This is a genomic window from Sulfolobus islandicus Y.N.15.51, from assembly GCF_000022485.1.
In the GTDB taxonomy this organism is placed as follows: Archaea; Thermoproteota; Thermoprotei_A; order Sulfolobales; family Sulfolobaceae; genus Saccharolobus; species Saccharolobus islandicus.
The window spans coordinates 2,361,927-2,386,409 of the sequence record NC_012623.1; the positions used below are offsets into that span (position 1 = coordinate 2,361,927).

Sequence of the window (24,483 nt, forward strand, 5' to 3'; positions counted from 1 at the left end):
AAAAGTAATATTAAGCTTAATCTAACAAGTTTGATGTATAGAGATTTTGAACTTAAAAAATCCTTGTGTTATTTAAAAAATAGAAGATGAAGTTTAAACCATCCTTGTACATTTTATATCTACATCAAATAGTTTATCTAATATTTTACAAAATTATGATTCCAATTTTTTAAGAGCATTCTTGGCAATTTCCATATCTTGTTCCGCAGATCCGCCAGATATTCCTATTCCTCCTATTACTTGCCCTTTATAGACTATAGGAAATCCTCCACCGAAGATTATCAACCTAGGTATTTTAGGAAATCCCATTGCCAGTGGGGGGTTGTCTCTAAGCATGTTGTACCACTCGTGTGTTGGTATACCAAAACTTACCGCAGTCCACGCTTTATCTATGGCTATCTCTATGGTTAAGATTGGTGCACCGTCCATTCTCTTAAAAGCCTTCAACTCTCCTCCTTCATCTACTATTGCTATAGAAACCTTCACTCCTAGCTCTTTAGCCTTCTTTACTGCCTCACTTATTAACATATCTGCTAATTCGTCTGATATACCTAACTTATTTAGCACATTCATGAATACTATCTAAATATAAGGTTGAATTAAGCTATACATAAAACTTGTTTGAGTAGATTTTTTAATATGACAGAAAAAGAAGGAAAATAAGGTGAGTGTTAAAAATGGTAAATAAGTTACTTTCCCAACTAGCTAGCGTAGAAATTCTAACGCCTAAAATCGACGATACATTATGGTTTTTCAAGGACATTTTGGGATTATATGAAGTTGGAAAGAAGGGTAAGTCAGTGTACCTAAGGGGTTGGGAAGATTGGTACACGTATAGTTTAAAGGTTACTGAATCTGATACCGCTGGGGTAAAGGAGATTGTATGGAGAACCTGTAGTGAAAAAGATCTAATTGATGCTATAAATATAGTAAACTCTAATGGATTAGGATTGGGATGGGATGAAGGAGAGCCAGATATGGGAATAGGAAGAGGTTACAAATTTATCTTGCCCAGTGGTCAAATTGGTAAACTTGTATGGGAAATGAAAACGTGGCGAGCTTCAGGTGAACTTAGATCGGGATATAAAGCTAGGCCTATGAAAAAGCCTACTAAAGGAGTTCAAGCAAAGGATCTGTCTCATATATTTATTTTCGCCTATAACGATGGAGCTCTTGCTAAGACCGTAGAGTTGTTGAAGAAGCTCACATTTAAAGTAAATGAAATATTGAAGGAAGGTGATAAGAAAATTGCGTATTGGATGGCAGTCAACGGTACAGCACACGATTTAGCAATTGGTCTAGATCCTTCTGGAGTTCCGGCTAGACTAAACCATGTTACGTTTAATGTGGATTATTCAGATGACATACTTAGGGCTGCGGACTTTTACACTGATTACGGATTGGAAATTGTAGGAGGTCCTTTAAGACACGGCATAACAGATAGCAATTCACTTTATGTAAAAGAGCCTGGTGGTAACTTAATTGAAGTGTTGCATGGCGGTTACCTTAATGTTGTACCAGATTGGGAGCCAGTAGTATGGGATACTAACGAGGATGGAGACAGATGGTTATATTATTGGGGACATGTAAAAGAAGCGTTCTGGCATGGTAGTCCCATTCCAGCTACTAGGATTAGTGACGAGTTAAAGGAGATAGTCAGACAGAAATTAGGAGCAAAAATCTAATAATAGTTCAAATTATTATTTTTTTAACATAAATATGTTATCTTAAAAAATATCATATCTTTATATTTATTTTAGATTTAGAGAGATTGCTTCTTCAATTTTCTTACTTATTAGTTGAGTAGTAGTTACTTTGAAATATAGTGTATAATGGTAACCGCCAATGGTTCTCTCAATTTCGAGCAAGTTAACTTCATCATTAACGTATCCGCCTAACTCCACATTAGCTTTTCCCTTCCATATTTCTCCATATTTGGTCTCATCCCTAACTCTACTTACTATTTCGTATAGGTCAACTTCACCCTCACCCCTGCTTGGGAATCTCCTTATATTTAAGAATGGCCCGAAGTTTTTAAGAGGCAGCGACTCAGTCCTCTCCTCTAATTCGACTTGCATTCTAAACATTACACCTCCTCCCCTTACAGCATATCCTCCCATCTTTAGTCCTCTCTCTGGTTTATTGTACTTTGGAAGCAGATGGTGTAATTTAGTCATGGCAATTTTAGCTATTTTCTTCGGATATCCATCTAACCAACCTCTTACCAATGCCCAATCCTTATCTACCCACATGAATGGGAAATACAAGTAATTCTTTCCCTCAAAGTTGACCTTTAACCCAATAGCTCCCTCCATGTATTGTACTAAATCTGGATCTTGATACATGTAGTCCCAATTGTCCTCTGAGGTGGAAATAAATTCGGCAATGTAAACCCAACCTTCACCGTCAGTTGATAGGAATCTTGGAATTACCTTTTCTGCAGATTCCTTAGTGAACTTTATATGAGCTCCAATATAGGTAACTCCATAATACCATGGCGGTTGAAATACAATTTGTGATTTGCCATTATTCGTGGGGGGTAAGGTGAAATTGGAGTTGTTATTTTTTGTCATGGTTACTTCTACTTCTAGCCTAGTAAATAAGCATTCCATTAAACTTGTTTCATGTTTTCCTATTTCACTTAAAAACATATCTCACTAATTATTTCGAAATCCTAGATAGGATCTTTGTTCCTAATTGCTTAAATGACCAATTGAAGTAATACCCACCCTCAATCTTGTTTATCTTCAAAACTTCAAGCTCCTCATTTATTGAACCGTTTAATATCACCTCTCCTTCACCTCTCCACACCTCGCTAACTCTAAAGTCTGAGGAGATTACTTGTCCTAGCTCGTAAACATCTGTACCATCTTGGACAGCTGGGAATCTCCTAAATTGCACTATGGGATCAAAGGGTATTGGGGATTGCGAGACTTTTTCTCTTAGCGTTATTTTGATTCTTATTATCTCCTTACCGTTCCTTAACGCATATCCTCCCATCTTTACGCCACTAGAAGGACCACTGTAACCGTCTAGAAGTTTATGAAATTCTGACATTGATATATAAGCTAATTTTTTAGGATAACCTAACAGCCACCCACGAATTAGCGGTAGATCTTTATTAACCCACATGAATGGGAAATAGGTGTAAATGTTACCATTATACTTGACCTTTAGGGCCACCGCAGCCTCCATGTACTTAGTCTCTTCAGGGTCTTCATACAACATCTCCCATCTATTTCCACTTACTGTGAAAATCTTAGCAACATATACAAATCCTTAGCCATCTACTATTTCCAATGGAGGAGATATTAAATCTAGAACTTTACCGAGATCAAAATGGACTTTTACCCCTATCATTTCTATTGCGTATATCCATGGTGGAGGTGGAACTATTTGAGACTTGCCCGATTTAGTTGTTGGTAAACTAAATGTGCTATAATAAGGACGTGTTTCTTCCATATTGTTTTTTCTTTCCCTAGGTTAATAACCCTTTATAAAACATGTTTCACATTAGAAAAGGGAAAAATTTAGCTAAACTTATTAATAATAATTCTTCCTGCATTTTTGTACTCGCTCATTTCCTTGTAGGCATCATTGACATCATAGATGCTTATAGTCTTGTACGTAACTGGATCTAGATTAATCTTTCCTTCTTTCATTAATTTAAATATTGTATCGAATTTTTGAGCTGGTAACATTAATACTCCTTGTATTCTGATTTCCCTTGCTACCACTAAATCTGCTGGCAATGGAAAAGTCTCTTTCCCCTTCATCATAAGCCCCGCTAATAGTAATGTCCCATGCACTCTAAGGAGAGGTAAAAACGGTATGACAGCCTCTGGAATTCCTGTAGTATCATACACTACGTCCACTGAACCATACTTCTTCATAATATCCTCTACTATTTCATTCAATTCTTCAGACTTACCAGAATATTTATAAGTCTCAATGCTACCTAATATTTTAGCTTTCTCTAAAGATCGTTCGTTAACGTCTACAGCTATTACTTTAGCACCAAGAGCGTTAGCTATTACTATACCACTCAAACCCATCCCTCCTGCTCCGATTGTGACCACCATGTCACCGGGCTTTAAATTAGTCTTCATTGTAAACGCGTTCCATGAAGTTCCAAAACCACAAGAACTTAGAGCAGCCCACTCTGGCTTTATTCCATCTGGTACTTTAACTAGATCAATTGCTGACCTCTCTGGGACTAACATGTACTCAGCAAAGCACCCATTAATTCCATAACCAGCTATTACCAAGTGATCACAAACATTTGAATCTCCTTCCATACAGTATTTGCATGTCCTATTATCTCCGGTAGAAGAAGCAGGCATGACTACCTTATCTCCATTTTTCAATTTAGCTACACTCTCTCCGACCTCTACGACTTCTCCATAAACCTCATGACCTTGAGTTATTGGTAACTTACCACCACTCCACTGCATATATGCTACCAAAGCAGGATCTCCACGCCATAGATGCCAATCTGATCTACATATTCCACAGCTTATCACTTTTAGAAGCACATCTCCTTTTCCAACTTTAGGAACTTCGAGATCCTCTATCTTCAGAGGCTTTTGAAATTCCACTAATCTAGCTGCCTTCATCAATAGAGATTTTATCTTACTACTAATATGGATTTCTCTAACATGTTTGATATGATAAATAAAGTAAATTAGATTAATGAATTGATTTAAATCTCAATGAGTACCCCATTAATGTTTTTAAATAGAAACTTAATTTACTATGAAGAATTTGCTGGATTCCGTAATTTAAGATAGGGTGGCTTGTAATAAGTGGCTTGTAATAAAGTTTAAAAATTATTATCAGAAATTAGTATTATAGGTAAAATGTATGAATGACAGACTATTGGAAATTACGTTTTCAGTTGAACATGAGAACTGTTGGACTAATCTAGTTGGTAAATACATTGTGAAAACTTTGAGATTTTCTGTAGATACTGAGAGGAACTCTATTAGGTCCCTAATCGTTGTGGATAAAAAATACAAGGATTTAATGAATAAGATAAAGAGAAATAATAGTTTCATTGGATACTCATCAATTTCTCTCACAAATGACAATAAAAAAATACTTTTTGATTTCAGAAAGAGGTACAAAAATAGTGTAATGGACATTATAAACTCCGTAGATGGGATAATCTTAGATGGATTTAAGTATGATGGAAAGGAATATTGGCGAATTTTATTGTATGAAAGTTACATTAATGAATTAAGGGAGAAGCTTAGGTCTAAAGGGAATGTGGAGTTTATTGGCTTTCACGAATTAAATGTAACTGAGGACGAACTGACTCCATATGAACTTAAAACTTTAATTTTGGCTTATAAAAATGGCTATTTTGATTTTCCCAGGAGAATTAAGTCTGATAAAGTATCTAAATTGATAAATATAAGTAAATCCACTTTCACGTACCATTTAAGATCAGCTGAGTCGAGAATAATTAAACGATATATTGACGACCTAAAATTCTACAATGTAATTAACAACATATCGCAGCAAGAAGAGGAAAGAAAGGATAGCTAAAAAAGAAGAAGGGTAAAAATTAATTTTACCATCTTGTTATTACTACCTTTTTATCTGTGAAGAAATCTACGCTATCTATTTGCCCATGCAGTACGCCAAAGAAGGATTCCTTTCTGCCTCCAAATGGAAAGAACGCCATTGGCGCAGCTACACCTATATTAATGCCTATATTTCCGGCGTTGACCTCACGCCTGAACTTTCTAGCATAATAACCACTTGTGGTAAATATTGATGACGCATTACCATAATTGCTCTTGTTTATAATATCTATTGCCTCATCTAAACTTCTTAGATGAATTATTGACGCTACTGGTCCAAATATCTCCTCCCTTGCTATCGTCATTTCCGGTGTCACTTCATCAAATATAGTTGGACCCAGAAAATATCCATTGGGATAGTCAAGTACTTTTGCTTCCCTACCATCTAACAATAGTTTTGCTCCTTCTTCTATACCCTTATCTATATATCCTATTATCCTCTTTTTAGCTTCTTTTGTAACAACTGGGCCCATGTCTACACTTTCATCCAAACCGTAACCTATCTTTAATTGTTTTGAAGCCTCTATGAACTTCCTCTTAACATCGTCATAAATATTACCTACTGCTACTAAATTAGCAGCTGCTAAACATCTTTGCCCTGCATTGCCAAAGAACGCTGAGATAACAGAGGGTATTGTCTTATTTAAATCAGCATCTGGCATTACTACGACAAAGTTCTTAGCTCCTGCTTGAACAATGGCCTTCTTACCGCTCTTCCCTGCATTTTCATAAATGTACTTTCCTACTCTCGTCGAACCTACGAATGTTACACCTTGGATTAATTTATTCGTAAGGAACTCGTCAACTACATCCTTAGCACCGTGAACGACATTTACAACACCTCTAGGTAACTTGACCTCGTCAAAAATTTTAATAATAAAATCCATTGGTACTGGAGTTATTTCAGAAGGCTTAATAACCACCGTATTTCCTAAAACTATTGCAAATGGTAAGTACCAGAAGGGAACCATTGTTGGGAAATTGAATGGAGTTATAATTCCAAAAACTCCTAAAGGTTCCCTAACAACGGTTTCATCAATATCTTGAGATACTTGATCTAGATGTTCACCCTTATATAAAGTGTAAGCAACACTTATTGCAGCCTCAACGTTTTCTATAGTTCTCCTCATATCCCCTCTGGCCTCTTGGATGGTCTTTCCGTGGTTTTGAACTATTATCCTAGCTATTGTTTCTGAATACTCCTCTAACTTATTCTTAAGCGCGAAGAGGTATTGTATTCTAGTAGTTATTGGGACTTCTCTCCACTTCTCAAATGCCTCTTGAGCTGATTGTATAGCCTCTCTAACTTCATCTTTAGCTGAGAATGGGACTTCAGCAATAACTTCATCTTTAGCTGGATTATATGCCTTACCTATTGTATCAGTTTTAGAATCTACAAGCTCACCGTTTATATATAGCTTCAGCCTTCCATAATTCTCCTTTACCTCTTCCAATACCCTACCCATAGGTAATTCAAAATGATGAGTCGTTAATATATCTCTTTCAAACATGTTTCAAACAGATAATGAAAAGATTATGTATAGTGACTTCTCTTTAAGCAAAAAATAAAAGATAATTCTAAATCCTTGACCTTGTTATGTATTTCTTTTCAAACTCTCCAATCTATAGTAAATACCATTGTGATTAAATAAAGAATTCAATAAAGTGTTTGTAATGAGAACTATAAAAGATAATTAACAGTAGCCATTGGAATAAATTTGAATTTTTACCATAAATCACTAGTTTATCATATTACAAGATTACCAGAAGGATAAAGATATTTTAAGCCTTTTAGATAGTGATTGCCCTGTCATATTCAAGATGAAATCTAATACATAGTGGTAGAATGGGGCATTGTTCATAAGCTCTAGAATTCTATCGTCCTTAATATTGGCGTAAGCTATTCCCAAGGTCTCGGCGATTTTATCTGAATAAAATATGAGTCCACCTTCCGAGAGAATTTCATTTATTATATTAAATAGAATATCTGGTTTATCTAATAAACTCATGAAATAGGTTCCAATTTTAACCTTTACGTCACCTTCAGACTTATAAAAACTCTCCAAAGCAACGTTTAAGTATCTTTCCTTTTTAGTGTAGAGTGTGGAGGTAGTGTCGTCGTTAAGTTATTTATATTTGTATAACGAGTATTACTTATGGGTAGGAAGCCTGTATTTAGGCAAGACGTTTCTTGTCCCTCTTGTGGTAGTCATCATGTTGTTAAGTGTGGTAGGCCTTTGGGTAGGCAGAAGTTTTTGTGTAGGGATTGTGGTAAGTACTTCTTGGGTGATGCTAGTTATCATCATCATTCTAGGAAGTTGAGGGAGGAGGCTTTGAGAATGTATGCTAATGGTATGAGTATGAGGGCTATTTCTAGGGTGCTTAACGTACCTCTTGGTACTGTTTTCACTTGGATTAAGCGTTATGGTAGGAAAAAGCATGAGAAGTTGGTTGAGTTGTGGGGTAGGGCTAAGGAGCTGGTCAAGGGTAAGGTTGTTGCTAAGGTTGTTGATGAGATGTGGACTTACTTGTACAAGAATGCTAGGGCTTTTTACAAGTGGGTTTTCACTTGTTACGTGTACACGAAGCTGGGAGTTTACCTCATTTACTCTGTGGGGGATAGGGATGAGAGTACTTTCCTTGAGGTCAAAAAGTATTTGCCTGACGAGGGTAGATGGGTGAGCGATGATTATAACTTGTACTTCTGGTTGAAAGACCACACGGTTGTCTCGCCAGTTAACCCGAACGAGTCCTTTCATTCCTCATTAAGGGATAGGCTAATTAGATTCAAGAGAGCAACGAAGGCAGTAAATAGGAGCATTCGCACCATGATGTACTCCATAGCCCTAGTCTTATGGGAGAGAAGGTTAATCCCAGAATTTGTAGCTTAACGACGACACTATCAGTGTGGACAACAATTTCATTCATTTGAAATATTTACATTTATTATCACCTTCTTATCTAACAAGTACGTTGGGGTGTAAAGGATGTTATATATTAGGAAGAATGTTGATAACCACCTAGTTATTATAAACTTGTTAGAATTCCAAGGAAAGTGGAAGTCCATTGATGCAAGCCTATGTTTTAAGCTTCTGAACCCTTGTTCTGCATAATCCCTCTCGTTGAACGTTACCTTCTCGTGTTCCACGTTTAACCATGAGAAGGCGTTGTATGCAGTTGCCCCATCGTGCAAGTAAATTACCTTATCCACCCTCACTTTAAATATTCTCCTTGCTACTTCCTCAGCCCTCTTCATATTTGCCAGAACTACTAAGACATGTACCCCGCTCCTAACGCTAGTAACCATGAAGAAAGGTATTCCCTTGGTTTTGACGTCCCTAACAATCCACACGTAATAGTACTGGCCATTAGTTAGCCTTAGTCTCGTCAATCACGTAAACCCCGCTCAATGGCACAGCGTACCTCACGTAACTCAACCTCCTATGATAGTAAAGCAGAGTAGAGTGGGGTAACACGGCCCTCCAGGAGGATAATCCAGAAACGTAGTTAGCCAAGGCAGAGGCTACGGTCTCCCTAGAGTAAAACCTCGGGCTAAGGTTAATATACTCCATTAATATTAGTATCACTTGGGTGAGCACGGGAACCTTCCACCTAGTTCCCATAATCTCACCCTAAGTAATACCTCCCGTGCTCACCCTAAAAAGGTATTATCATCAACGTTCTATTAATAAAGCGCAAACAATTCAAATAATTCATTTTAGATTAACAAAATTGTTGTCCACACTCCCATTAATGAGAGTTTCATTAATAAGCTGCAAATCCTACTTTGATATGATTTTATTCAAAATTTATAGTAAATAAAGATGTCCCATGATACAATGACTTTCTCTCAATATAGTACATAGCGTATATCTATATTCTCTCCAAATTTTCGGAGATTTAAAAGTCATTTATAATGCGGAAAAATAAAAATAAATATAGTGTTTATTAATTTAACTTATATAAGTATTTATTTATTATAATAATATATAATTTACGTATAAGATGGCTTAGATATTTATCATATTAATATATATTATATCATTCTTCATAATTGAATATAGTTCACAATGAAAAAATAAAATATTATAATTATAATAATTTTTCAGTTTTGCTCAAGTAGAACAACATCTCTTGTGGAAGGCTACAAACAGTCTGTAGAAGTCTCAGTACACTTTACGCTGTAATAAAGTATAAAATATTACAAAATTGAATGTATAATATGGCAGTAGCTATTTTTAACATGATTGTTGACGGAGAAATAAACGTTAAGAACGTTCAAAAATTTTTCGATAATCTAATGATAGCAGCAGAAACGCTTTCTAAGACACATACTATCGAACCCTTAAAATCTCTATATGAGAAATACCGAGATGAAGTAAAGGAACTAGAGGAGTTAAAAGGTAAAGACGATATTTTCTATTTTTCCTACCTAGTACACAAGGTATTTGATGACTATTTTAATAACGGCAAACTAAAGGGTTTACTCGACGAGATCAGTAAGATCAAAATCGATAAAAAAGAGCTGTTAAAAAAGTTTGAAGAAAACGTCGGAGAGATTAAAGAAGATGAGAATTTAAAATTCCCAGTACTTTGGACCTTTAAGACATACGATTTACTTAGTCTAATGAAGAAGTTCAATTCAATTCAAGATAAAGAATTTGAGGCTGAATATATGGGACTAAAGGTTTATGTAACTATTAAACCCTTTGAAGGTGAGATAGGTCTCTATGATCCTTTCGTTTTCTTTACCAAGAATCGACCCAGACTAGGAATAAGGTTCGGTGAAATTGCTATAGATCCCTACGAGGTTAGGATACTACAGCTATATGAAAGCAGAGAACACTTTATATTACCTATTGTGGAGAAAACTTGCGGTAAATTAACCTTAAAGACAAAAACCGCATTAACGATCAGCGATCCCCTAAAGTTTAAAAACACAGCGTATTTAACTAGAGCATTAAGATACTCCCACTGGGCATTAAGGACTTCAAAGTTATCGCTAAGTGAGGTTATTAACTATTTGCCATTCATCCTTAATTCAGTCAATAAGCCAAAAAGCTTTATTAAGAGTGTAATGGATTTACATGATAGAATGGAGGAAGAAGGGGTAGATTTGGACTATATTAAGAAAGAAATCGAAACTTTAGGTTGGTATGGAATAAAGTTACCTAATAAACCTATCAGAAGAGAGGACAGAGGTCTCAATAAGCTAAAAGAACTCTATGACTTGTCTACAAAATTGGAAGATCCTATAGTACTATTAACACATCTCCTTATGACTATAATATATGTCTACAAAGTCAATGGTTATGAGTATAAACAATTATTTGTAAGGTAATTTCAACTGATTCAAGGCTATCTTTATTAGAGAAGACTTATCTGTCCTTCTAAGCCCTAATACTAACATTAATGGTGTCCTTAACTCTTTAAATTTCTCTATTTCGTTTTCCCTATCGAAGAAATCTCTCCTTTCAGTTTTTGGGTAAGGATTAAATAGTACTTCTATCCCCAGAAGTTAAATACTTATATGCCAATTCGACATACTTGTCAGGGTTCATTATATCATCTGGATCAATTAACTTCTTTATCTGATACATTAAATCCAATACACTGACACCATTATGTTTAACTATTTGTTCAGCCATTAACTTAGCCTTCTGCACACCAATACCATGTTCACCACTAACAGAACCCCCAAGCTCAATCGCCATTCTAGCTATTTCCTCAAATGCCTTTTCTCTTGCTACCTTATCCTCAATTATTATGTTTGGATGAAGATTACCATCACCTATGTGCGAGATAACGTAGAATTTAGTATTATACTTCTCACCTATTTCTCTGAGTCTCCTTATAGCTTCTGGCAGTTTAGAAACTGGTACTACTATATCTTCAGCGTAAAATACTTTTTTTGATTCAGCTTTCACTGCTATTGCAGCTTGTGATCTCACTGAATACAATTTCTCTGCCTCTTCGCCTTCAGTAATCTTAATATCAACTGCCTTTCCCTCTAATACTTTCAACACATCATCTACACTATCTTCCTCTATTGAAATTAATAACATCCCTCCCTCTGTTTCCTTGAGGTTTGCAGTCAAGTGTTTATTTAACGCTTTGACTACATCAGCATCAACGTACTCTGACAGCTCTGGCAATATCTTATTCTTCCTCAAGCCTACTATAACTTCTCCAGCGGATTCAAAATCCTTTAACATTGCAGCTATCATAACCATCTTTCTCTTTGGAATTGGTATTATCCTCAACCAGATTTCCGTTACGATACCTAAAGTTCCCTCACTTCCAACGAATAAATGAACCAAATCATATCCGGCCCTATTCTTCCTCAATGGTTCTCCGACCTTAATTACCTCCCCATTTGGTAAAACAACACGTAAAGATAATACCCATTCCCTGAATGAACCATGCCTTACACCCTTCATCCCTCCAGAGGATTCAGCTACGGCACCACCAACTGAGCATAAAAAGAAGCTTGCTGGATCTGGAGGTAACATAAAGCCTTTTTTCTCTAGTTCCTCGAAGAGGTCTATTAATTTAATCCCTGGTTGGACTCTTACGTACCAATCAATATCGTTTATCTCTAAAATTTTATTCATTTTAGATAGGTCTACTAATATACAGTTTTTATCGCACGAAACAGCTCCGGTTAAACTAGTTCCTTGACCCCATGGTATTATGGGTAATCTATTTTTCTTAGCAAATCTAACGATCCTAACGACTTCATCCTCATCCTTGGGGAAGAATACGGCTAATGGTCTTACTTTCTCTCCGGAAAAATCCTCCCTTTCCTCTACCTTTTGCTCGATATCTTTCAATTCGGTGAAATCCATAATAAACAATTATACGTGAGTTAATAAAAGGATTTTTATGGGCAAATGAATAGCTTTGTCCCTTATATAATGCTCAAATTTATTCCTTAAAATTAAAAAGTTTTTATGGGGAAGTTAAATTTTTCCTCTTTATCCTTTCAAGCCTTATTAACTCACTTGCCTTACTCCTAAAATCGTTTATTCTAGATTTGATCAGTTTGGCATTTAAAAAACAAAGTGAAATATTAAAGTCTTTATCCATGACTACCTTACCTTTTTCTAACTGGATTTTTATTTTTCCCAGCCTTAGCTGGACCATAACCCCGCAATATTGATAACTTAAGTTATAGAATTTAAAGATGTAAATACTTTACCATATATTATTACTGTGGCTTTTCTAAATAGTGTTGATAAAGGGACCTCTGCAGTGAAATCACTTCCTTTAACGTCAATGTTTAACGCCCCAAATAAAGTTGGCATTAAGAAGTTGGGTCAGCAAATATTATAGGAAGCTTCTCGTCATAATCATTACCATAAATTTCTACTTTCTATTCCACAAGAGGAAATCTTTCTTTTCTATATAAACATTTTGTTCTCAATTTAGATAAGTGACTATACTTAAATAAAATGTATTAAATAATAAAAGAAATGCTTTTTTACATGAAGGTGTTTGGCTTTCCACCCAACCTTTGAGACTCGTTTAAATATATATCTCTAGGATCAGCCAAATTTAAGGCTATCTTATACGCTGTGCTATTTTCACCAAACTTATCCCTCACCATTTCTAAATCTATCCTTCTTACCTCCCTTTCATCGGCAATCCCAACCACGTGTAAGTATTCGTGCAGTAGTATAACGTACAAATACTCGTATTCATATCCCATTCTCTTAGCTCTCATATACTGCTCGTAGTTTACATATATTGTGTAATCGTTAGCTCTCACATATGCCAATACTTGAGGAGGGAGGTAATTAACAAACTCAACTAAAACGTTGGGAATTTCCCTTCCTAACTTCTTCCTTAGTTCTTCCTTAAGCTTTTCAGTTACAATATCTGTCATAATGCCGAACGAAGGCATCAAATTAATCTTCTCATTGCAAACTAATTTAAGCTTTCTCATACGCACAACAGAAGGGAAATTGACGGTTTTAATAAGGAATGCAAAAAATAAATATAAATCCTCTACTACTTTGATTATAATGCTTGAAGAATGGATAAAACAACTTGCCGATGCATTAGATAAGTTTGTGGCTGGTGAGCAATTAACAGAAGATGAGAGAATTATGGTAGCCTCTCTCATTTATGCAACACTGAAACACCTTAAGGATTTCGACGAGTGTAACGAGAAACTTAAAGAAGTTGAAGAAAAATGTAACAAAAACCTCGATGAGTTAGAAAAGAAATTAGACGAATTGCAAAAGGAATTAGACAAGAAAGAGGTGGAAGTGAAAGAGAAGTTGAAAACTTTGGACAATTTAATAAAAATAATGGAAGTAAATCCTAGATTATTACCTAAAAACTAACTTTAAGCGACTCTGGGACAAAAACTTTAGATACCTCTTATTTTGTATTATGAACACATGAATAAGAAGTTAACTCAGAAGGACTTCGACGACTTCAAGGAGTCAATAGAGGACTTGATCAAGCTGTACAAGGAAAGTAGGCTCAGTAAGATGGAGAACACTGAGGAGAGCGAAGAGGTTAGCTAGATTAAGGAGGTTCGGTCAAGAGTTAAGGCAGGACATAGATGAAGCAGGGAAGTTCGTGAAGATCAAGGAAGAACAAGGGAGGAAGAGCAAGTTAACCCCACAAGAGAAGGCGTACATACTGATAATCAAGGAATACCTAGGGTTATCCAACAGGGAAACCGCAGAACTGGCATCACTACTGAACCTAACGAAGGAGGAGATAAGCTACAAGACAGTAGAGAGACTATACTTCGACCCTGACGTCTTCGCCATTCTCTACAACCTGCTCTCAAAGACCGTTGGTGGCCTTAAGGTGGACGCGGTCATAGACGGGACAAGCTATTCCCTAGTAGTGACCAAGCATTACAGAAGTGAAAGGGAGAAGTCTAGGGAAGAGATGAAGGAAGGGAAGGACTTCGTGTACTCCTTCTTCATCTTTGACTTAGGCAGTAACTGGGGCTACCAGTTATAGTTGTGGTAGCAAAAGGTGAAAAATAATGACAAAAAGTAAAAATAACCCCGGAAGGAGTAATACCATAAGGGAGAGTAATACCATGAAGGTAATGGAAGAAATAAGAGAAAAGATAAGAAAGGCAATCAAAGAAGGAGTTAGCCTAAGGAAAATAGAGGAGATAATCTTGCAAGAGGCCATGATGGAAGAGAGGGAAGCCTACTTGGAAGTTGAGGACGACCACAAGAACGGGACCTACTTCAGATATCTGGGAACCGGAGACGGAGTATTAAGACTCAGAGTACCGAGAACCAGAAAGGGTGGCTTCAGACCCAAGATCCTTCCAGAGAAAGGACCAGCCCAGATTACGAGGACTTCCTCCAGCAGCCTATCAGGCATGACTCCAAGTCAAGGCCGTGTTAGCAGCCAAGGGAATACCGTATAGTGAGATCGTAATGGATCGGGTTGCCGAGAGAATATCCAACAAACTCAAGGAATACAAGAACCGCGAACTACCTCACGATCTCCTAGCCCTTTACATCCATGTGAAGATCGTAAAGGTCAGAATCAGCGAGTCGATCATGGAGAGAGCCATTTACATTGCCATAGGAGTTGACTTAGAAGGGAATAAGTTCGTCTTGGACTACGAAGTTAGGGATAGGGAGGACCTTGACGGTTGGAAGTCCTTCTTGAGCGGACTCGTAAGCAGGGGAGTCAGCAGGGTTGACGTAATCGTGAGCGATGACTTCTCTGGACTCGATCGCGTCGTGTCCACGCTCTTTCCCTCCTCTCAACACCAGCTCTGTATAACACACATGGTTAGGAACCTCATGAGGGTCCTCCCGGACAAGGAGGAACTAATGATTAGAGTTAGGGATCTAAAGTCCTCCAGGAAGGTGGAGGAGGGAAGGAAGGCTATATTGTCCCTTAGCCAACTTGTCCAACCCTTTTCTCTAGCCCGAGCCAAGAGGCTTCTTGACGCTGCTGACAAGTATTGTTCCTTTCTCAACTTCCCCAGGGAGATTAGACACTACCTCTACACTAATAACACGTCGGAGAGTTTCAACTCGACCCTGGCTAGGTTTGAGGAGGAGCTCGGAGGTTACTTTCCCTCTCTTCGCTCCTTGGAGGTCTACCTCTACGTTTCGATCCATGAAAGTAATTCGCGTTGGAAGTTCAGGCCCATGTCGGTGATAAGGCATTACTCATATCATCTCAAACAACTCCACGCTTCAAGGTTCCAGGTGAGTCTTGATGAAGACTTTTAACCTTCTGCTTACATATTTTCTTACACAACTATACTCAGTAGCCCCAGATTAAAAATCTTGAAACGCTATATAAATTTAGAACCCATTAGACTAATTTGTCCCAGACTCGGTTTAGATATGTTCTTTATTATACCCCTAGCTATTGGAGACCTAACCACACTAAGATAAACTACATTTTTCGGACTAATGTCATCAATATAACTTTCTTTTACCGTTATAAGAGGTAAATGTTCTTGTATCATAAAAGTTATTACGTAAACTAACTAATAAAATCTTGTCACATATTTCGCAGTAGAGAAATATCATATTTTAATCTGTATATAAAAATAATCTGGTTCAACCGCGTTAAATATCTTTATTATATTTCGTTTTAGGACAACTTTTTTTCCTACGAGTCGAATATTATTATTGTGATAAAATGACTCTTATTGAATTAGCTTTAAGGGGAAGGGGAGGGCAAGGGATAGTTACTGCTGGGGAACTTGTTACAAAGGCCATGGTTTTAGAGGATAAATACGCCCAATCCATACCCTTTTTCGGTGGGGAAAGGAGAGGAGCTCCAGTCGTATCATTTCTAAGGCTGTCAGATAAGCCGATACTTTTACATAGAGAAGTTTACAATCCAGACGGTGTTGCAATATTTGATACGTCACTCATTCAAATAATTAACGTTACAGAGGGACTCAAAGAAAACGGTTTCTTACTACTAAACACAAATACGCCTAATAGAATTTGGAAAAGTGAGTATATTGTTGACGCTACAAGTATTGCTAAAGAATTAGGGCTAGTCGTAGCTGGATGGGCTGTTGTTAATACCGCGATGATAGGAGCTTTAGTGAAAATCTTGGGGCAACCTTCCTTACACTCGTTGGAAGAGGCTGTAAAGGAAGAATTCCCGGGAAAGATAGGGGAACTCAATGCGGAAGCGGTTGAAATGGGATACAAGGGGGTGAAAAGTGTTGATTAAAGTCCCCATGGGAGTACCAGTAGCTAGGCCAAGGATAGGATCTGCGGGAAAAACTGGATTATGGAGAGTTGAGAAACCAGTAATTGATTACAATAAGTGTACTAAGTGTAGACTTTGCGTAATTTATTGCCCAGAAAATACTATTGATCTCCTAGAGAACCTCTATCCTCAAATTGATTATGATTATTGTAAAGGTTGTGGTGTTTGTGCACAAGTTTGCCCACCTAAGGCAATAGATATGGTTAGGGAGGTGAAGTGAATTATGCAAGTTTTAAAGAGGAAAACTTTAGCTTTAGTTGGTAATCACGCAGTTGCTTATGCTGTTAAGCAATCTAAACCTCAAGTTTTAGCGGTGTTCCCAATAACTCCTCAAACTACAATGCTAGAGAAAATTTCCGAATACATAGCTTCTGAGGAATTAAATGCTGAGTTAATAAAGGTGGAAAGTGAGCATTCTGCGTTGGCTTCAATTTATGGTGCTGCATTGGCTGGTGCTAGAGTTTTCACTGCAACGTCTTCTCAAGGACTACTATACATGACTGAGATGATATATTGGGCTGGAGGTCAAAGAGTCCCTATGGTTGCTGCAGTTGCAACTAGGGCAATTGCAGAGCCTTGGAGTATTTGGGATGATCATCAAGATTTCCTAAGTAAGAGAGATGCAATTTGGATTCAAATGATGGCAGAAAACGTTCAAGAGGCTTACGATATGACAATACAAGCGTTTAGAATTTCAGAAGATGAGAGAGTAATCTTACCAGTCATGATGGGATTTGATGGCTTCATATTAACTCACACAATGGAAAGGATTGAGGTATTAGAGGATGGTGAGGTTGACAACTTTTTACCGCCTAGACAATTTAACCTAATTGACTTCTCTGATCCTATTGGTGTTGGACCAATCGCAACTCCAGAGGATTACATCAAGTATAGGTATGAGGCTATGAAGGCCATGGAAAGAGCTAAAGGGGTTATTGAGGAAGTAATGAATGAATACGAGAGGATAAGTGGAAGGAAACAAAACGGTTTAGTTGAGTGTTATAAATGTGAAGATGCCAAATACGTTTTCGTTACCATGGGAGCGTGGAGTGGTGACTGTAAGGTTGCTGTGGATAGACTAAGGGATGCTGGGGTTGAGGCTGGATTGCTCAAAATCAGGGTATTTAGACCATTCCCAAAGGAGAAAATAGAGGAATACTTAAGGTCAATGAAAGGTGTAATAGTTCTCGATAGAGCTTATTCGTATGGTTCTGGGGGGATTTTAGCAAATGAGATAAAAGCTACACTTTATGGCTATAGAGTACCAGTTTACAGCGTAATAGCAGGTATTGGTGGAAAGGACGTTAGGCCACGTCACTTCCAAAAGGTGATTGAAGACCTAATCAACGATAATTTGGAAGAGGAGAGGTGGTTGTTGTGAGTAGTTTAGTTACACCTAAGAGGATACCCAAGTTCTATAGAGGTAATGCTGCTTGTCCGGGTTGCCCAATACCTAAAGAGTTAGATGTACTCCTAGAGGTTTTAGGAAATAAAACCGTTCTAGTCGTTCCAGCCTCATGTACCACAATAATAATGGGAGATACAAGTGGAATGCCTTCAACTGTCCCAGTGATACATAGTGCATTTGGTGCTCCCGCAGCTATAGCTTCCGGCATTGTTAGAGCTTTAAGGACTAGGGGAGATAAGGATGTAATAGTAACCGTATGGGCTGGTGATGGTTCTACTGGAGATATAGGATTTGCATCATTAAGCGGTGCTGCAGAGAGAAATGAGGATATCCTTTACGTATGTTATGATAACGAAGCGTATATGAATACTGGAATTCAACGTTCAAGCTTGACGCCAAAAGGCGCATGGACAACGACAACTCCAGAAGGTAAGAGGGAATATAAGAAACCCTTACCATTCATAATTGCAGAACATAAAGTACCATATGTAGCTACTGCTTCAATTGCTTACATATACGATTATGAAGCCAAGGTGAGGAAAGCTAAGCAAATTCGTGGATTTAGATATTTACACTTATTATCCCCATGTCCGCCCGGATGGCGTTTCGACTCTAAATTGACTATTGACACTGCGAAACTTGCAGTTGAGACTGGAGTTTGGCCACTCTTTGAAATAGAAAATGGTGAGTTTAGATTGACTAGTGTAAGTAAGACACTACTTGACAAGAAGAATAGGAAACCAGTAGCGGAGTATTTAAAATTGCAAGGAAGATTTAAACAGCTCACTGAAGAGGAAATAAAGGGTATACAAGAGGAAATCGATGAGATGTGGCAGGAAATTAAAAAACTAGTTAAGAAGTAAAATATTTTTTCTTTTTCTTTTAACACTAACTGAATCAATCTCATTCAATATTGGATCAACAATCTTATACTCGCCATCCACTTTTGAGACAAAGTTAAAATTAACTAGCGTAAACGTTCCCCAAAATATCTAAAAACTGCTTAGATGCAAAGGATAACTCTTGCACCTCATCGAATGCAATAACTATCTCATCTGAAGAGTTAGGAGTTTCTATTAAACTATTTACAACTCTTCTTCTACCTCCTCTAATTTCAATTCCCGCCGAAGTTACAAGGAAGTTAATGTTAACTTTAAACCTTACGAAATTCTCTCTTTGTTGATTTCTGAGACTAAAATCGATAGAAGTGAATTTAGACTCCTTATTCCTTGTAAATTAACGTAAATACCGGGTATTTTTCTCCTTTTCCCTATCTCATTTGTAACAAACTTTCATGAATGATGTTTTCCAATCTCTCTTTGACCACTAATTATTATCCAATTTTTAGAGAGAATTTATGAAATACAATATTTAACCTCATTCTCCCTTCCTATAAGCTCTTCTATAGTTTCCTTTAGATAAAGATCGAATATCAACTGTACCCACAACAGTAACTGGTGAGACTACAGTTAAATATCTTTAGTAGAAGAATAAAGCTTTGTTCATAAACCTCCAACTCTTACCTAAATGATTACTTCCTATGTTTTATTCGACTTACTCTTCCACTTAAATTATAGTCTAGAAGGATTTCCATATTATTAGTATTTCCAGTCATTTGAAGAAAATCCTCAGTCTTTCTAAATCGTTATGATAACTTAAACATTTAGAATTATTTACCTATAAATCCATTTGATTTTTCCCAACTCGAACGTAGAAAGTGCCATGACCATATATGATAAGGAGAATTGAGATTTTGAATATCTACTATACAAAAATGCTTAAATATTATGAGACGTTATTATAGAACATGATAACTTTAATCTTGGTGAGGCACGGAGACGCTGAACCGCAAGTTGATGGTAAAGACGATAAGGATAGAAGACTAGTGAAAAAGGGAGTAAAGCAAATGAGGAGAGTTTCGAATTTCTTGGAGGAATTGGGATTTAATGTAGATCGAATAATTTCCAGCCCATACTTAAGAGCATATCAATCTGCTGAAGTTATATTAGAAGAACTATACGATAATGATAGCGAGAAAAAAGTAGAGACTTTGGATGACTTAACTCCAGATAAGGAACCCTCTCTATTTCTTGAAAAGCTTAAGGATTTCGCTGATAACTCAACTATTCTCGTCGTAGGCCATGAACCGTATCTGTCAAATTTCGTAAAGGCAATAAGTGGAGGTAACGTTGAGATTAAGAAAGGTGGAGTTGTAATTGTAGATTATGATCTGAAGGAAGGGAGAGGAGTTTTGAAAACTCTCCTCAGCCAGAAAGTTCTAAAGCTGATTTAGATGATCTCAGCAGTTATAGATTGCGGCTACAATTCCTTTAGAATGGTAATTTACCAGGTTTTTCGTAATGGAACGTTCAGGATGATTGGTTCCTCTAAATCATATGTTAGAATAGGAGAAGGATTAAAGGAAGGAGACATTATCTCTGAGGAAAAGGTGGCGAAGGCAGAGAGGGCTTTTATGATTTTTAAAAGGATATTAAACGGTGTAAATGTCAATGAAGTTAAAATAGTTGCAACTAGTGCATTTCGATATGCGTCCAATGGTAACGAAGTTAGATATAGACTAAGTAAAATAATAGAAAATGAAGTCAGAGTGATTTCCGGGGAAGAGGAAGGGAGATATGCTGCCTTGGGTATCCTAAACACGCTCCCAATTTCTGAAGGGGTATTCTTTGAATTAGGTGGAGGATCATTGGAAATAGCTGAAGTTAGTTCGGGAAACATAATTAGAGTACATCAGTTGCCAATTGGAGCGTTGAAGCTAGTTAACCTTCCAGAAAGGGAAATTAGGAAAAAAGTATCCGATGAGCTCTCTACTACGAACATTAAAAAAGCAAATTTCATAGTTGGTTCTGGAGGTAACGTTAGAGCACTAGCTAAACTTGACCTTAAGTTATCCTCTTTTCCAATTAAGTCAATACATGGTTATTCGCTCTCTTCTAAACAAATTAGTAAATACGCCTCCCTTTTACCTTCTCTAGATATTGATAGTAGACAATCCCTTCCGGGAATAAGTAAAGAAAGGGCTTTAACTATACATTCGGCATCAGTTATTATTGACGAACTTGTAAAGTATTTCACTGGAAGTTATATAGTTGTCTCCCTATTCGGTATGAGAGAGGGAGTACTGACTGAAGGTAAGAGTTTAGATAAGATGAGTTGGTTGGAGGAAATATCGTATTCTAATGCTATTGATCCTCCACCTATTGAGATCTTTAAGGAAGTTATAAGTGAGGTCGATAGCAAATATTCTTTCTATGTCGCATCATCAGCTCTATTATCGTTAATCTTCAAGATGGTTGGATACTTCAATCCATTTAGGGCTTGTTATAGATTTATCAAGGAATCGGTTTTACCTGGTTTTACTCTAAATGAAGCGTTACTAGTTGGTTTGATTTGTGAGGCTGCTGGTGGGAAAGTTAAGAACAAACAAGCTAAGTTACTAAAGGAGGATATTACCAAAAAAGAAATATTAAGTTTTGGAAATATAGTGAAGAATAGTATTGATAAGTACGTCGCTGGTGTGAGATTATGAAAGGTTTGTTAATAGCTTTTGAGGGTATAGATGGTTCTGGTAAGTCTAGTCATGCGGTATTACTCAAAGATTGGATTGAAATGAGAAGAGACGTTTACCTAACTGAGTGGAACTCATCTGACTGGATCCACGATATAATAAAAGAAGCTAAAAAGAAGAATACGCTCACACCCACAACCTTTAGCCTTATTCATGCGACTGATTTTTCAGATAGGTATGAAAGGTTCATTTTGCCAATGCTTAAAAGTGGATTTGTTGTTATATGCGATCGCTACATATACACTGCTTACGCTAGAGATGTGGTTAGGAACGTGGACTTTAATTGGGTGAAGAAACTGTATTCCTTTGCGATAAAGCCTAATTTTACCTTTTACATAAGGGTCACACCAGAAGTCGCCTTGGAGAGAATTAAAAAGGCTAAGAGGAAGATAAAGCCACAAGAAGCTGGAATTGATATATTAGGTGAGCTTCCATTGGAAGAGGGCTTTTTAAAATATCAAGGTATGGTTGTAGAGATTTACGATAAAATAGCTAAAGAGGAAAGCAATTTCATAACGATAGATGGAAATAGACCACTAAAAGACGTTCAGATGGACATAAGAAAGATTTTGGGTGAATACATTGATAATAGCCTTTGAAGGAATTGAAGGATCTGGTAAAACATCTCATCTAGAAGCTACAAAAAAGTATTTGGAGAAACAAGGATACGGAGTAATTACATTTGGATTACAGAAGTCAAAATTATTAGGAGAAAGAATAACGCAAGTTAAGAGAAATATATTATTTGAGAGAAGGACATTATTTTTAGCCTATGTCACAGACTTGGCTGATCAAATTGAGAATTACGTTAACCCATCAATAGATTCTGGATTTATAGCTTTAGCTGACGGTTATACACTCACGTTAACTTCATGGGGTTTAACTAGGGGATTGGAGAAAGAATGGATAGATGATGTCCTCTCAATTCTTCCAAAACCTTCAGTTTCCTTACCGCTAATATCAACTCCTGACGAAATAGTAAGAAGGATAATAAAGAAAAGAGGTTATCTAGATCCATTAGAAACTGGAATAGACATCTGTATAAAGGAGGACACATTTGAGGCATACATAGATTACATTAATAGGTTTCAAGAAGTTTTAATGTCAATCTCCTCCAAGGAAAACATGATATACACCGACAAGGAATTCGATGAGGTACAAAAGGAGATAGTGAGGAGAATTGTCAGTATCACGAGTTGAGAATTACCTTAATCTACAGTTGAAAAAGGCCTTGCAAATAAATGGTATTGGCGTTGAGGAAATTCACGATATTAGGGTGGCGGTGAGAAAGTATTTCGATGTACTATATGCTCTTTATCCAGTATACGAAAACGTGGAGTGTCTATTCTTAGCGAAAGAGGTAATTAGCAAATTAGGAAAGGTCAGAGACATGGATATCTGCGAAATAATTAATGAAGAAAGAAATAGACTAGCCATTAGGGCTGTAAAGGAAGTTAGAGGACTTAAAATTTGCTTTGTCAATAATAAGATATATGGTGCCAGACTAGTCATATATAATAGAATTCTCACCTCTCTACATCAAATACAAGACGTGACAGATTTTCATGAATTAAGGAAAAGCGTAAGAGTGACTAGGAATCTAGTTGAGGCTCTTGGTTACGACACCACGGAAATTAAGGCTTTTGCCAAGAAAATGGGGGATATAAGAGATGAGATACTAAAAATGAGATGTAGAGGAGTAACTCCTGCAGATATAAACGTAAATCAGTTCAAGGAAGAAGCTAAGAGGGTAATACTAAAGATCATAGCGTCTCAAGACGAGTTTCATCATTTCAAACTCAAAGATAGATATTAATAATAGAAATGAAACATACCTATCTTGATGATAAAAGTTATTGATGCTCATGTTCATTATCACATATATGCTAGAAAAATTCCTGAACACTGCAAGGAATTCTTAGAGAATGTTGAGGAAACAAGTATAACTTTAAAGAATGAGTTTGTCGAAATTGAAAAAATCCTTCTTGTTCCCTCACATCCATGCCATAGTGATGACTGTTATGATGGTTTCTATATCGATTACGAGGAGAGAAAGAGAAATCCAGATCTTTATCTGCAATGGGGAGAAGTAAACCCGTGGAGATGTGATGTTAGGAGAGAGTTAGATAAACAGTATTCGTTAGGTATTATAGGAATTAAGCTACACCCCGTACATCATGCGTTCAAGCCTAATGCGTATAGAGAAGAGGAAGGAGGACTAAAGCAACTACTTTACGTATATGAATTCGCTGAAGATCACGATTTACCTATCCTAATTCACACTGGAACAAGTATAGGAGTGGAAAGTAGAAATAAATATGCTGATCCGATTTACGCCGATGACGTTGCTAAGGATTTCCCGAAACTTAGGATAATCCTAGCACATTCAGGGAGACCACTATGGTACAATACTGCATTCCACATGGCTCGTTTTACACGAAACGTGTTCCTAGAGATCTCGTCTATTCCCCCTAAGAACATATTGAAAGTATTACCTAGATTGCACGAAATTTCAGATAAGATAATTTACGGAAGTGATTTCCCAGCATTTAAGGGGCAAGATTTAGCTGAATACGCCTATCAAGTATATGATGTTTTAAAGGATGAGAAGATAATGAGAGATAACGCTAAAAGGATATTAAAAATTAGTTGAATTT

At 36.9% G+C, this 24,483-nt stretch carries 29 protein-coding genes and 2 pseudogenes; 18 read left to right on the forward strand and 13 right to left on the reverse strand.

Translation table 11 applies throughout. From position 1 onward, the window contains the following. Positions 1-153: 153 nt before the first annotated feature. The gene (locus YN1551_RS12755) at positions 154-573 is read right to left on the reverse strand and encodes a GlcG/HbpS family heme-binding protein (protein ID WP_012718029.1); all 420 of its coding nucleotides are present in this window, start codon (positions 571-573) and stop codon (positions 154-156) included. A 104-nt stretch (positions 574-677) separates the two neighbouring features. Between YN1551_RS12755 and YN1551_RS12760 the strand changes: the two genes are divergently transcribed. Beyond that, positions 678-1,685, forward strand: a complete 1,008-nt coding sequence (locus YN1551_RS12760; protein ID WP_012718030.1) for a VOC family protein — start codon at positions 678-680, stop codon at positions 1,683-1,685. A gap of 66 nt (positions 1,686-1,751) precedes the next feature. Here YN1551_RS12760 and YN1551_RS12765 read toward each other — a convergent pair whose 3' ends face one another. The 4 genes from YN1551_RS12765 to YN1551_RS12775 all read right to left on the reverse strand — a co-directional run bounded on the left by YN1551_RS12765 (position 1,752) and on the right by YN1551_RS12775 (position 4,616). Continuing rightward, positions 1,752-2,573 (reverse strand): acetoacetate decarboxylase family protein, encoded by an 822-nt coding sequence (locus YN1551_RS12765; protein WP_048052509.1) that lies wholly within the window; start codon positions 2,571-2,573, stop codon positions 1,752-1,754. Positions 2,574-2,661: 88 nt separating this feature from the next. Next, entirely contained in the window at positions 2,662-3,228 is a 567-nt protein-coding gene (locus YN1551_RS12770) for an acetoacetate decarboxylase family protein (protein WP_012718032.1), read from the reverse strand. Between the two features lie 51 nt (positions 3,229-3,279). Then, positions 3,280-3,462, reverse strand: a complete 183-nt coding sequence (locus tag YN1551_RS17760; RefSeq protein ID WP_012718033.1) for a hypothetical protein — start codon at positions 3,460-3,462, stop codon at positions 3,280-3,282. Positions 3,463-3,530: 68 nt separating this feature from the next. After that, positions 3,531-4,616 (reverse strand): zinc-dependent alcohol dehydrogenase family protein, encoded by a 1,086-nt coding sequence (locus YN1551_RS12775; RefSeq protein WP_012718034.1) that lies wholly within the window; start codon positions 4,614-4,616, stop codon positions 3,531-3,533. Positions 4,617-4,863: 247 nt separating this feature from the next. Here YN1551_RS12775 and YN1551_RS12780 point away from each other — a divergent pair, with 247 nt between their 5' ends. Further along, on the forward strand, positions 4,864-5,550 hold the full coding sequence (locus YN1551_RS12780) for a helix-turn-helix domain-containing protein (RefSeq protein ID WP_012712972.1): 687 nt from the start codon (positions 4,864-4,866) through the stop codon (positions 5,548-5,550). A 25-nt stretch (positions 5,551-5,575) separates the two neighbouring features. Here YN1551_RS12780 and YN1551_RS12785 read toward each other — a convergent pair whose 3' ends face one another. Next, the gene (locus tag YN1551_RS12785; protein WP_012718035.1) at positions 5,576-7,099 is read right to left on the reverse strand and encodes a CoA-acylating methylmalonate-semialdehyde dehydrogenase; all 1,524 of its coding nucleotides are present in this window, start codon (positions 7,097-7,099) and stop codon (positions 5,576-5,578) included. Between the two features lie 249 nt (positions 7,100-7,348). Beyond that, positions 7,349-7,654: a hypothetical protein gene (locus YN1551_RS12790; RefSeq protein ID WP_012718036.1), complete on the reverse strand. Its 306-nt coding sequence runs from the start codon at positions 7,652-7,654 to the stop codon at positions 7,349-7,351. 90 nt (positions 7,655-7,744) lie between these two features. Between YN1551_RS12790 and YN1551_RS12795 the strand changes: the two genes are divergently transcribed. After that, a complete protein-coding gene (locus tag YN1551_RS12795; protein ID WP_012715555.1) occupies positions 7,745-8,479 on the forward strand; it encodes an IS1-like element ISC796 family transposase in 735 nt (244 codons plus the stop codon). 29 nt (positions 8,480-8,508) lie between these two features. On the opposite strand, the pseudogene YN1551_RS12800 reads toward YN1551_RS12795, so the two are convergent. After that, positions 8,509-9,211: pseudogene (locus tag YN1551_RS12800) on the reverse strand (IS6 family transposase). Between the two features lie 590 nt (positions 9,212-9,801). Here YN1551_RS12800 and YN1551_RS12805 point away from each other — a divergent pair. After that, positions 9,802-10,929 carry a hypothetical protein gene (locus YN1551_RS12805; RefSeq protein ID WP_012718037.1) on the forward strand — a complete coding sequence of 376 codons (1,128 nt, stop codon included), beginning with the start codon at positions 9,802-9,804 and terminating at the stop codon, positions 10,927-10,929. Positions 10,930-11,080: 151 nt separating this feature from the next. Here the strand turns inward: YN1551_RS12805 and YN1551_RS12810 are convergent, their stop codons facing one another. From YN1551_RS12810 to YN1551_RS12820, 4 genes are all read right to left on the reverse strand, one after another. Next, the gene (locus tag YN1551_RS12810; RefSeq protein WP_012718038.1) at positions 11,081-12,436 is read right to left on the reverse strand and encodes an FAD-binding oxidoreductase; all 1,356 of its coding nucleotides are present in this window, start codon (positions 12,434-12,436) and stop codon (positions 11,081-11,083) included. 103 nt (positions 12,437-12,539) lie between these two features. Then, entirely contained in the window at positions 12,540-12,734 is a 195-nt protein-coding gene (locus YN1551_RS17765) for an STK_08120 family protein (RefSeq protein WP_048052382.1), read from the reverse strand. A 20-nt stretch (positions 12,735-12,754) separates the two neighbouring features. Beyond that, positions 12,755-12,895: a hypothetical protein gene (locus YN1551_RS17770; RefSeq protein ID WP_016732037.1), complete on the reverse strand. Its 141-nt coding sequence runs from the start codon at positions 12,893-12,895 to the stop codon at positions 12,755-12,757. 176 nt (positions 12,896-13,071) lie between these two features. Then, on the reverse strand, positions 13,072-13,494 hold the full coding sequence (locus YN1551_RS12820) for a hypothetical protein (RefSeq protein WP_014511964.1): 423 nt from the start codon (positions 13,492-13,494) through the stop codon (positions 13,072-13,074). Here YN1551_RS12820 and fliD point away from each other — a divergent pair. The 4 genes and pseudogenes from fliD (at position 13,478) to YN1551_RS12845 (ending at position 15,823) form a co-directional block, all read left to right on the forward strand. After that, a complete protein-coding gene (gene fliD / locus YN1551_RS12825) occupies positions 13,478-13,939 on the forward strand; it encodes a flagellar filament capping protein FliD (RefSeq protein ID WP_012715552.1) in 462 nt (153 codons plus the stop codon). The two genes, YN1551_RS12820 and fliD, sit on opposite strands and share 17 nt — an antisense overlap. 57 nt (positions 13,940-13,996) lie before the next feature. After that, complete coding sequence (locus YN1551_RS17920) at positions 13,997-14,125, forward strand: hypothetical protein (RefSeq protein ID WP_016729666.1); 129 nt, start codon at positions 13,997-13,999, stop codon at positions 14,123-14,125. A 55-nt stretch (positions 14,126-14,180) separates the two neighbouring features. Beyond that, positions 14,181-14,576, forward strand: coding sequence for a hypothetical protein (locus YN1551_RS17775; protein WP_238527854.1), 396 nt, complete (start codon positions 14,181-14,183; stop codon positions 14,574-14,576). A gap of 25 nt (positions 14,577-14,601) precedes the next feature. Next, positions 14,602-15,823, forward strand: a pseudogene (locus tag YN1551_RS12845) (IS256 family transposase). A gap of 65 nt (positions 15,824-15,888) precedes the next feature. Here YN1551_RS12845 and YN1551_RS12850 read toward each other — a convergent pair. Next, positions 15,889-16,065 (reverse strand): xanthine dehydrogenase family protein molybdopterin-binding subunit, encoded by a 177-nt coding sequence (locus tag YN1551_RS12850; protein WP_012715550.1) that lies wholly within the window; start codon positions 16,063-16,065, stop codon positions 15,889-15,891. 176 nt (positions 16,066-16,241) lie between these two features. Between YN1551_RS12850 and YN1551_RS12855 the strand changes: the two genes are divergently transcribed. The 10 genes from YN1551_RS12855 (at position 16,242) to YN1551_RS12900 (ending at position 24,479) form a co-directional block, all read left to right on the forward strand. After that, positions 16,242-16,790 carry a 2-oxoacid:acceptor oxidoreductase family protein gene (locus YN1551_RS12855; RefSeq protein ID WP_012712965.1) on the forward strand — a complete coding sequence of 183 codons (549 nt, stop codon included), beginning with the start codon at positions 16,242-16,244 and terminating at the stop codon, positions 16,788-16,790. After that, positions 16,783-17,049: a 4Fe-4S binding protein gene (locus YN1551_RS12860; RefSeq protein ID WP_048051969.1), complete on the forward strand. Its 267-nt coding sequence runs from the start codon at positions 16,783-16,785 to the stop codon at positions 17,047-17,049. The genes YN1551_RS12855 and YN1551_RS12860 overlap by 8 nt, the downstream gene beginning before the upstream one ends. A gap of 3 nt (positions 17,050-17,052) precedes the next feature. Further along, positions 17,053-18,210, forward strand: coding sequence for a transketolase C-terminal domain-containing protein (locus YN1551_RS12865; RefSeq protein ID WP_012712963.1), 1,158 nt, complete (start codon positions 17,053-17,055; stop codon positions 18,208-18,210). Next, complete coding sequence (locus YN1551_RS12870) at positions 18,207-19,100, forward strand: 3-methyl-2-oxobutanoate dehydrogenase subunit beta (RefSeq protein ID WP_012715549.1); 894 nt, start codon at positions 18,207-18,209, stop codon at positions 19,098-19,100. The genes YN1551_RS12865 and YN1551_RS12870 overlap by 4 nt, the downstream gene beginning before the upstream one ends. 944 nt (positions 19,101-20,044) lie before the next feature. Next, positions 20,045-20,530 (forward strand): phosphohistidine phosphatase SixA, encoded by a 486-nt coding sequence (gene sixA / locus YN1551_RS12875; RefSeq protein WP_012715548.1) that lies wholly within the window; start codon positions 20,045-20,047, stop codon positions 20,528-20,530. Continuing rightward, on the forward strand, positions 20,531-21,787 hold the full coding sequence (locus YN1551_RS12880; protein WP_012715547.1) for a Ppx/GppA phosphatase family protein: 1,257 nt from the start codon (positions 20,531-20,533) through the stop codon (positions 21,785-21,787). Continuing rightward, entirely contained in the window at positions 21,784-22,425 is a 642-nt protein-coding gene (tmk, locus tag YN1551_RS12885; RefSeq protein WP_012715546.1) for a dTMP kinase, read from the forward strand. The genes YN1551_RS12880 and tmk overlap by 4 nt, the downstream gene beginning before the upstream one ends. Beyond that, positions 22,400-23,026 (forward strand): dTMP kinase, encoded by a 627-nt coding sequence (locus YN1551_RS12890; protein ID WP_012718039.1) that lies wholly within the window; start codon positions 22,400-22,402, stop codon positions 23,024-23,026. The genes tmk and YN1551_RS12890 overlap by 26 nt, the downstream gene beginning before the upstream one ends. Further along, positions 23,007-23,642, forward strand: a complete 636-nt coding sequence (locus YN1551_RS12895; RefSeq protein ID WP_012712958.1) for a CHAD domain-containing protein — start codon at positions 23,007-23,009, stop codon at positions 23,640-23,642. Before YN1551_RS12890 ends, YN1551_RS12895 begins: the two co-directional genes overlap by 20 nt. 27 nt (positions 23,643-23,669) lie before the next feature. Further along, positions 23,670-24,479, forward strand: coding sequence for an amidohydrolase family protein (locus YN1551_RS12900; protein ID WP_012718040.1), 810 nt, complete (start codon positions 23,670-23,672; stop codon positions 24,477-24,479). Positions 24,480-24,483 lie beyond the last annotated feature (4 nt).

What these genes read in the sequence shown, in the direction of transcription:
- YN1551_RS12755 (WP_012718029.1), bottom strand. Translation starts at nt 573, where the DNA reads ATGAATGTGCTAAATAAGTTAGGTATATCAGACGAATTAGCAGATATG.
- YN1551_RS12760 (WP_012718030.1), top strand. Translation starts at nt 678, where the DNA reads ATGGTAAATAAGTTACTTTCCCAACTAGCTAGCGTAGAAATTCTAACG.
- YN1551_RS12765 (WP_048052509.1), bottom strand. Translation starts at nt 2,573, where the DNA reads ATGACAAAAAATAACAACTCCAATTTCACCTTACCCCCCACGAATAAT.
- YN1551_RS12770 (WP_012718032.1), bottom strand. Translation starts at nt 3,228, where the DNA reads ATGTTGTATGAAGACCCTGAAGAGACTAAGTACATGGAGGCTGCGGTG.
- YN1551_RS17760 (WP_012718033.1), bottom strand. Translation starts at nt 3,462, where the DNA reads ATGGAAGAAACACGTCCTTATTATAGCACATTTAGTTTACCAACAACT.
- YN1551_RS12775 (WP_012718034.1), bottom strand. Translation starts at nt 4,616, where the DNA reads ATGAAGGCAGCTAGATTAGTGGAATTTCAAAAGCCTCTGAAGATAGAG.
- YN1551_RS12780 (WP_012712972.1), top strand. Translation starts at nt 4,864, where the DNA reads ATGAATGACAGACTATTGGAAATTACGTTTTCAGTTGAACATGAGAAC.
- YN1551_RS12785 (WP_012718035.1), bottom strand. Translation starts at nt 7,099, where the DNA reads ATGTTTGAAAGAGATATATTAACGACTCATCATTTTGAATTACCTATG.
- YN1551_RS12795 (WP_012715555.1), top strand. Translation starts at nt 7,745, where the DNA reads ATGGGTAGGAAGCCTGTATTTAGGCAAGACGTTTCTTGTCCCTCTTGT.
- YN1551_RS12805 (WP_012718037.1), top strand. Translation starts at nt 9,802, where the DNA reads ATGTATAATATGGCAGTAGCTATTTTTAACATGATTGTTGACGGAGAA.
- YN1551_RS12810 (WP_012718038.1), bottom strand. Translation starts at nt 12,436, where the DNA reads ATGGATTTCACCGAATTGAAAGATATCGAGCAAAAGGTAGAGGAAAGG.
- YN1551_RS17765 (WP_048052382.1), bottom strand. Translation starts at nt 12,734, where the DNA reads ATGGTCCAGCTAAGGCTGGGAAAAATAAAAATCCAGTTAGAAAAAGGT.
- YN1551_RS17770 (WP_016732037.1), bottom strand. Translation starts at nt 12,895, where the DNA reads ATGCCAACTTTATTTGGGGCGTTAAACATTGACGTTAAAGGAAGTGAT.
- fliD (WP_012715552.1), top strand. Translation starts at nt 13,478, where the DNA reads ATGCCGAACGAAGGCATCAAATTAATCTTCTCATTGCAAACTAATTTA.
- YN1551_RS12820 (WP_014511964.1), bottom strand. Translation starts at nt 13,494, where the DNA reads ATGCCTTCGTTCGGCATTATGACAGATATTGTAACTGAAAAGCTTAAG.
- YN1551_RS17920 (WP_016729666.1), top strand. Translation starts at nt 13,997, where the DNA reads ATGAATAAGAAGTTAACTCAGAAGGACTTCGACGACTTCAAGGAGTCA.
- YN1551_RS12850 (WP_012715550.1), bottom strand. Translation starts at nt 16,065, where the DNA reads ATGATACAAGAACATTTACCTCTTATAACGGTAAAAGAAAGTTATATT.
- YN1551_RS12855 (WP_012712965.1), top strand. Translation starts at nt 16,242, where the DNA reads ATGACTCTTATTGAATTAGCTTTAAGGGGAAGGGGAGGGCAAGGGATA.
- YN1551_RS12865 (WP_012712963.1), top strand. Translation starts at nt 17,053, where the DNA reads ATGCAAGTTTTAAAGAGGAAAACTTTAGCTTTAGTTGGTAATCACGCA.
- sixA (WP_012715548.1), top strand. Translation starts at nt 20,045, where the DNA reads ATGATAACTTTAATCTTGGTGAGGCACGGAGACGCTGAACCGCAAGTT.
- YN1551_RS12880 (WP_012715547.1), top strand. Translation starts at nt 20,531, where the DNA reads ATGATCTCAGCAGTTATAGATTGCGGCTACAATTCCTTTAGAATGGTA.
- tmk (WP_012715546.1), top strand. Translation starts at nt 21,784, where the DNA reads ATGAAAGGTTTGTTAATAGCTTTTGAGGGTATAGATGGTTCTGGTAAG.
- YN1551_RS12900 (WP_012718040.1), top strand. Translation starts at nt 23,670, where the DNA reads ATGATAAAAGTTATTGATGCTCATGTTCATTATCACATATATGCTAGA.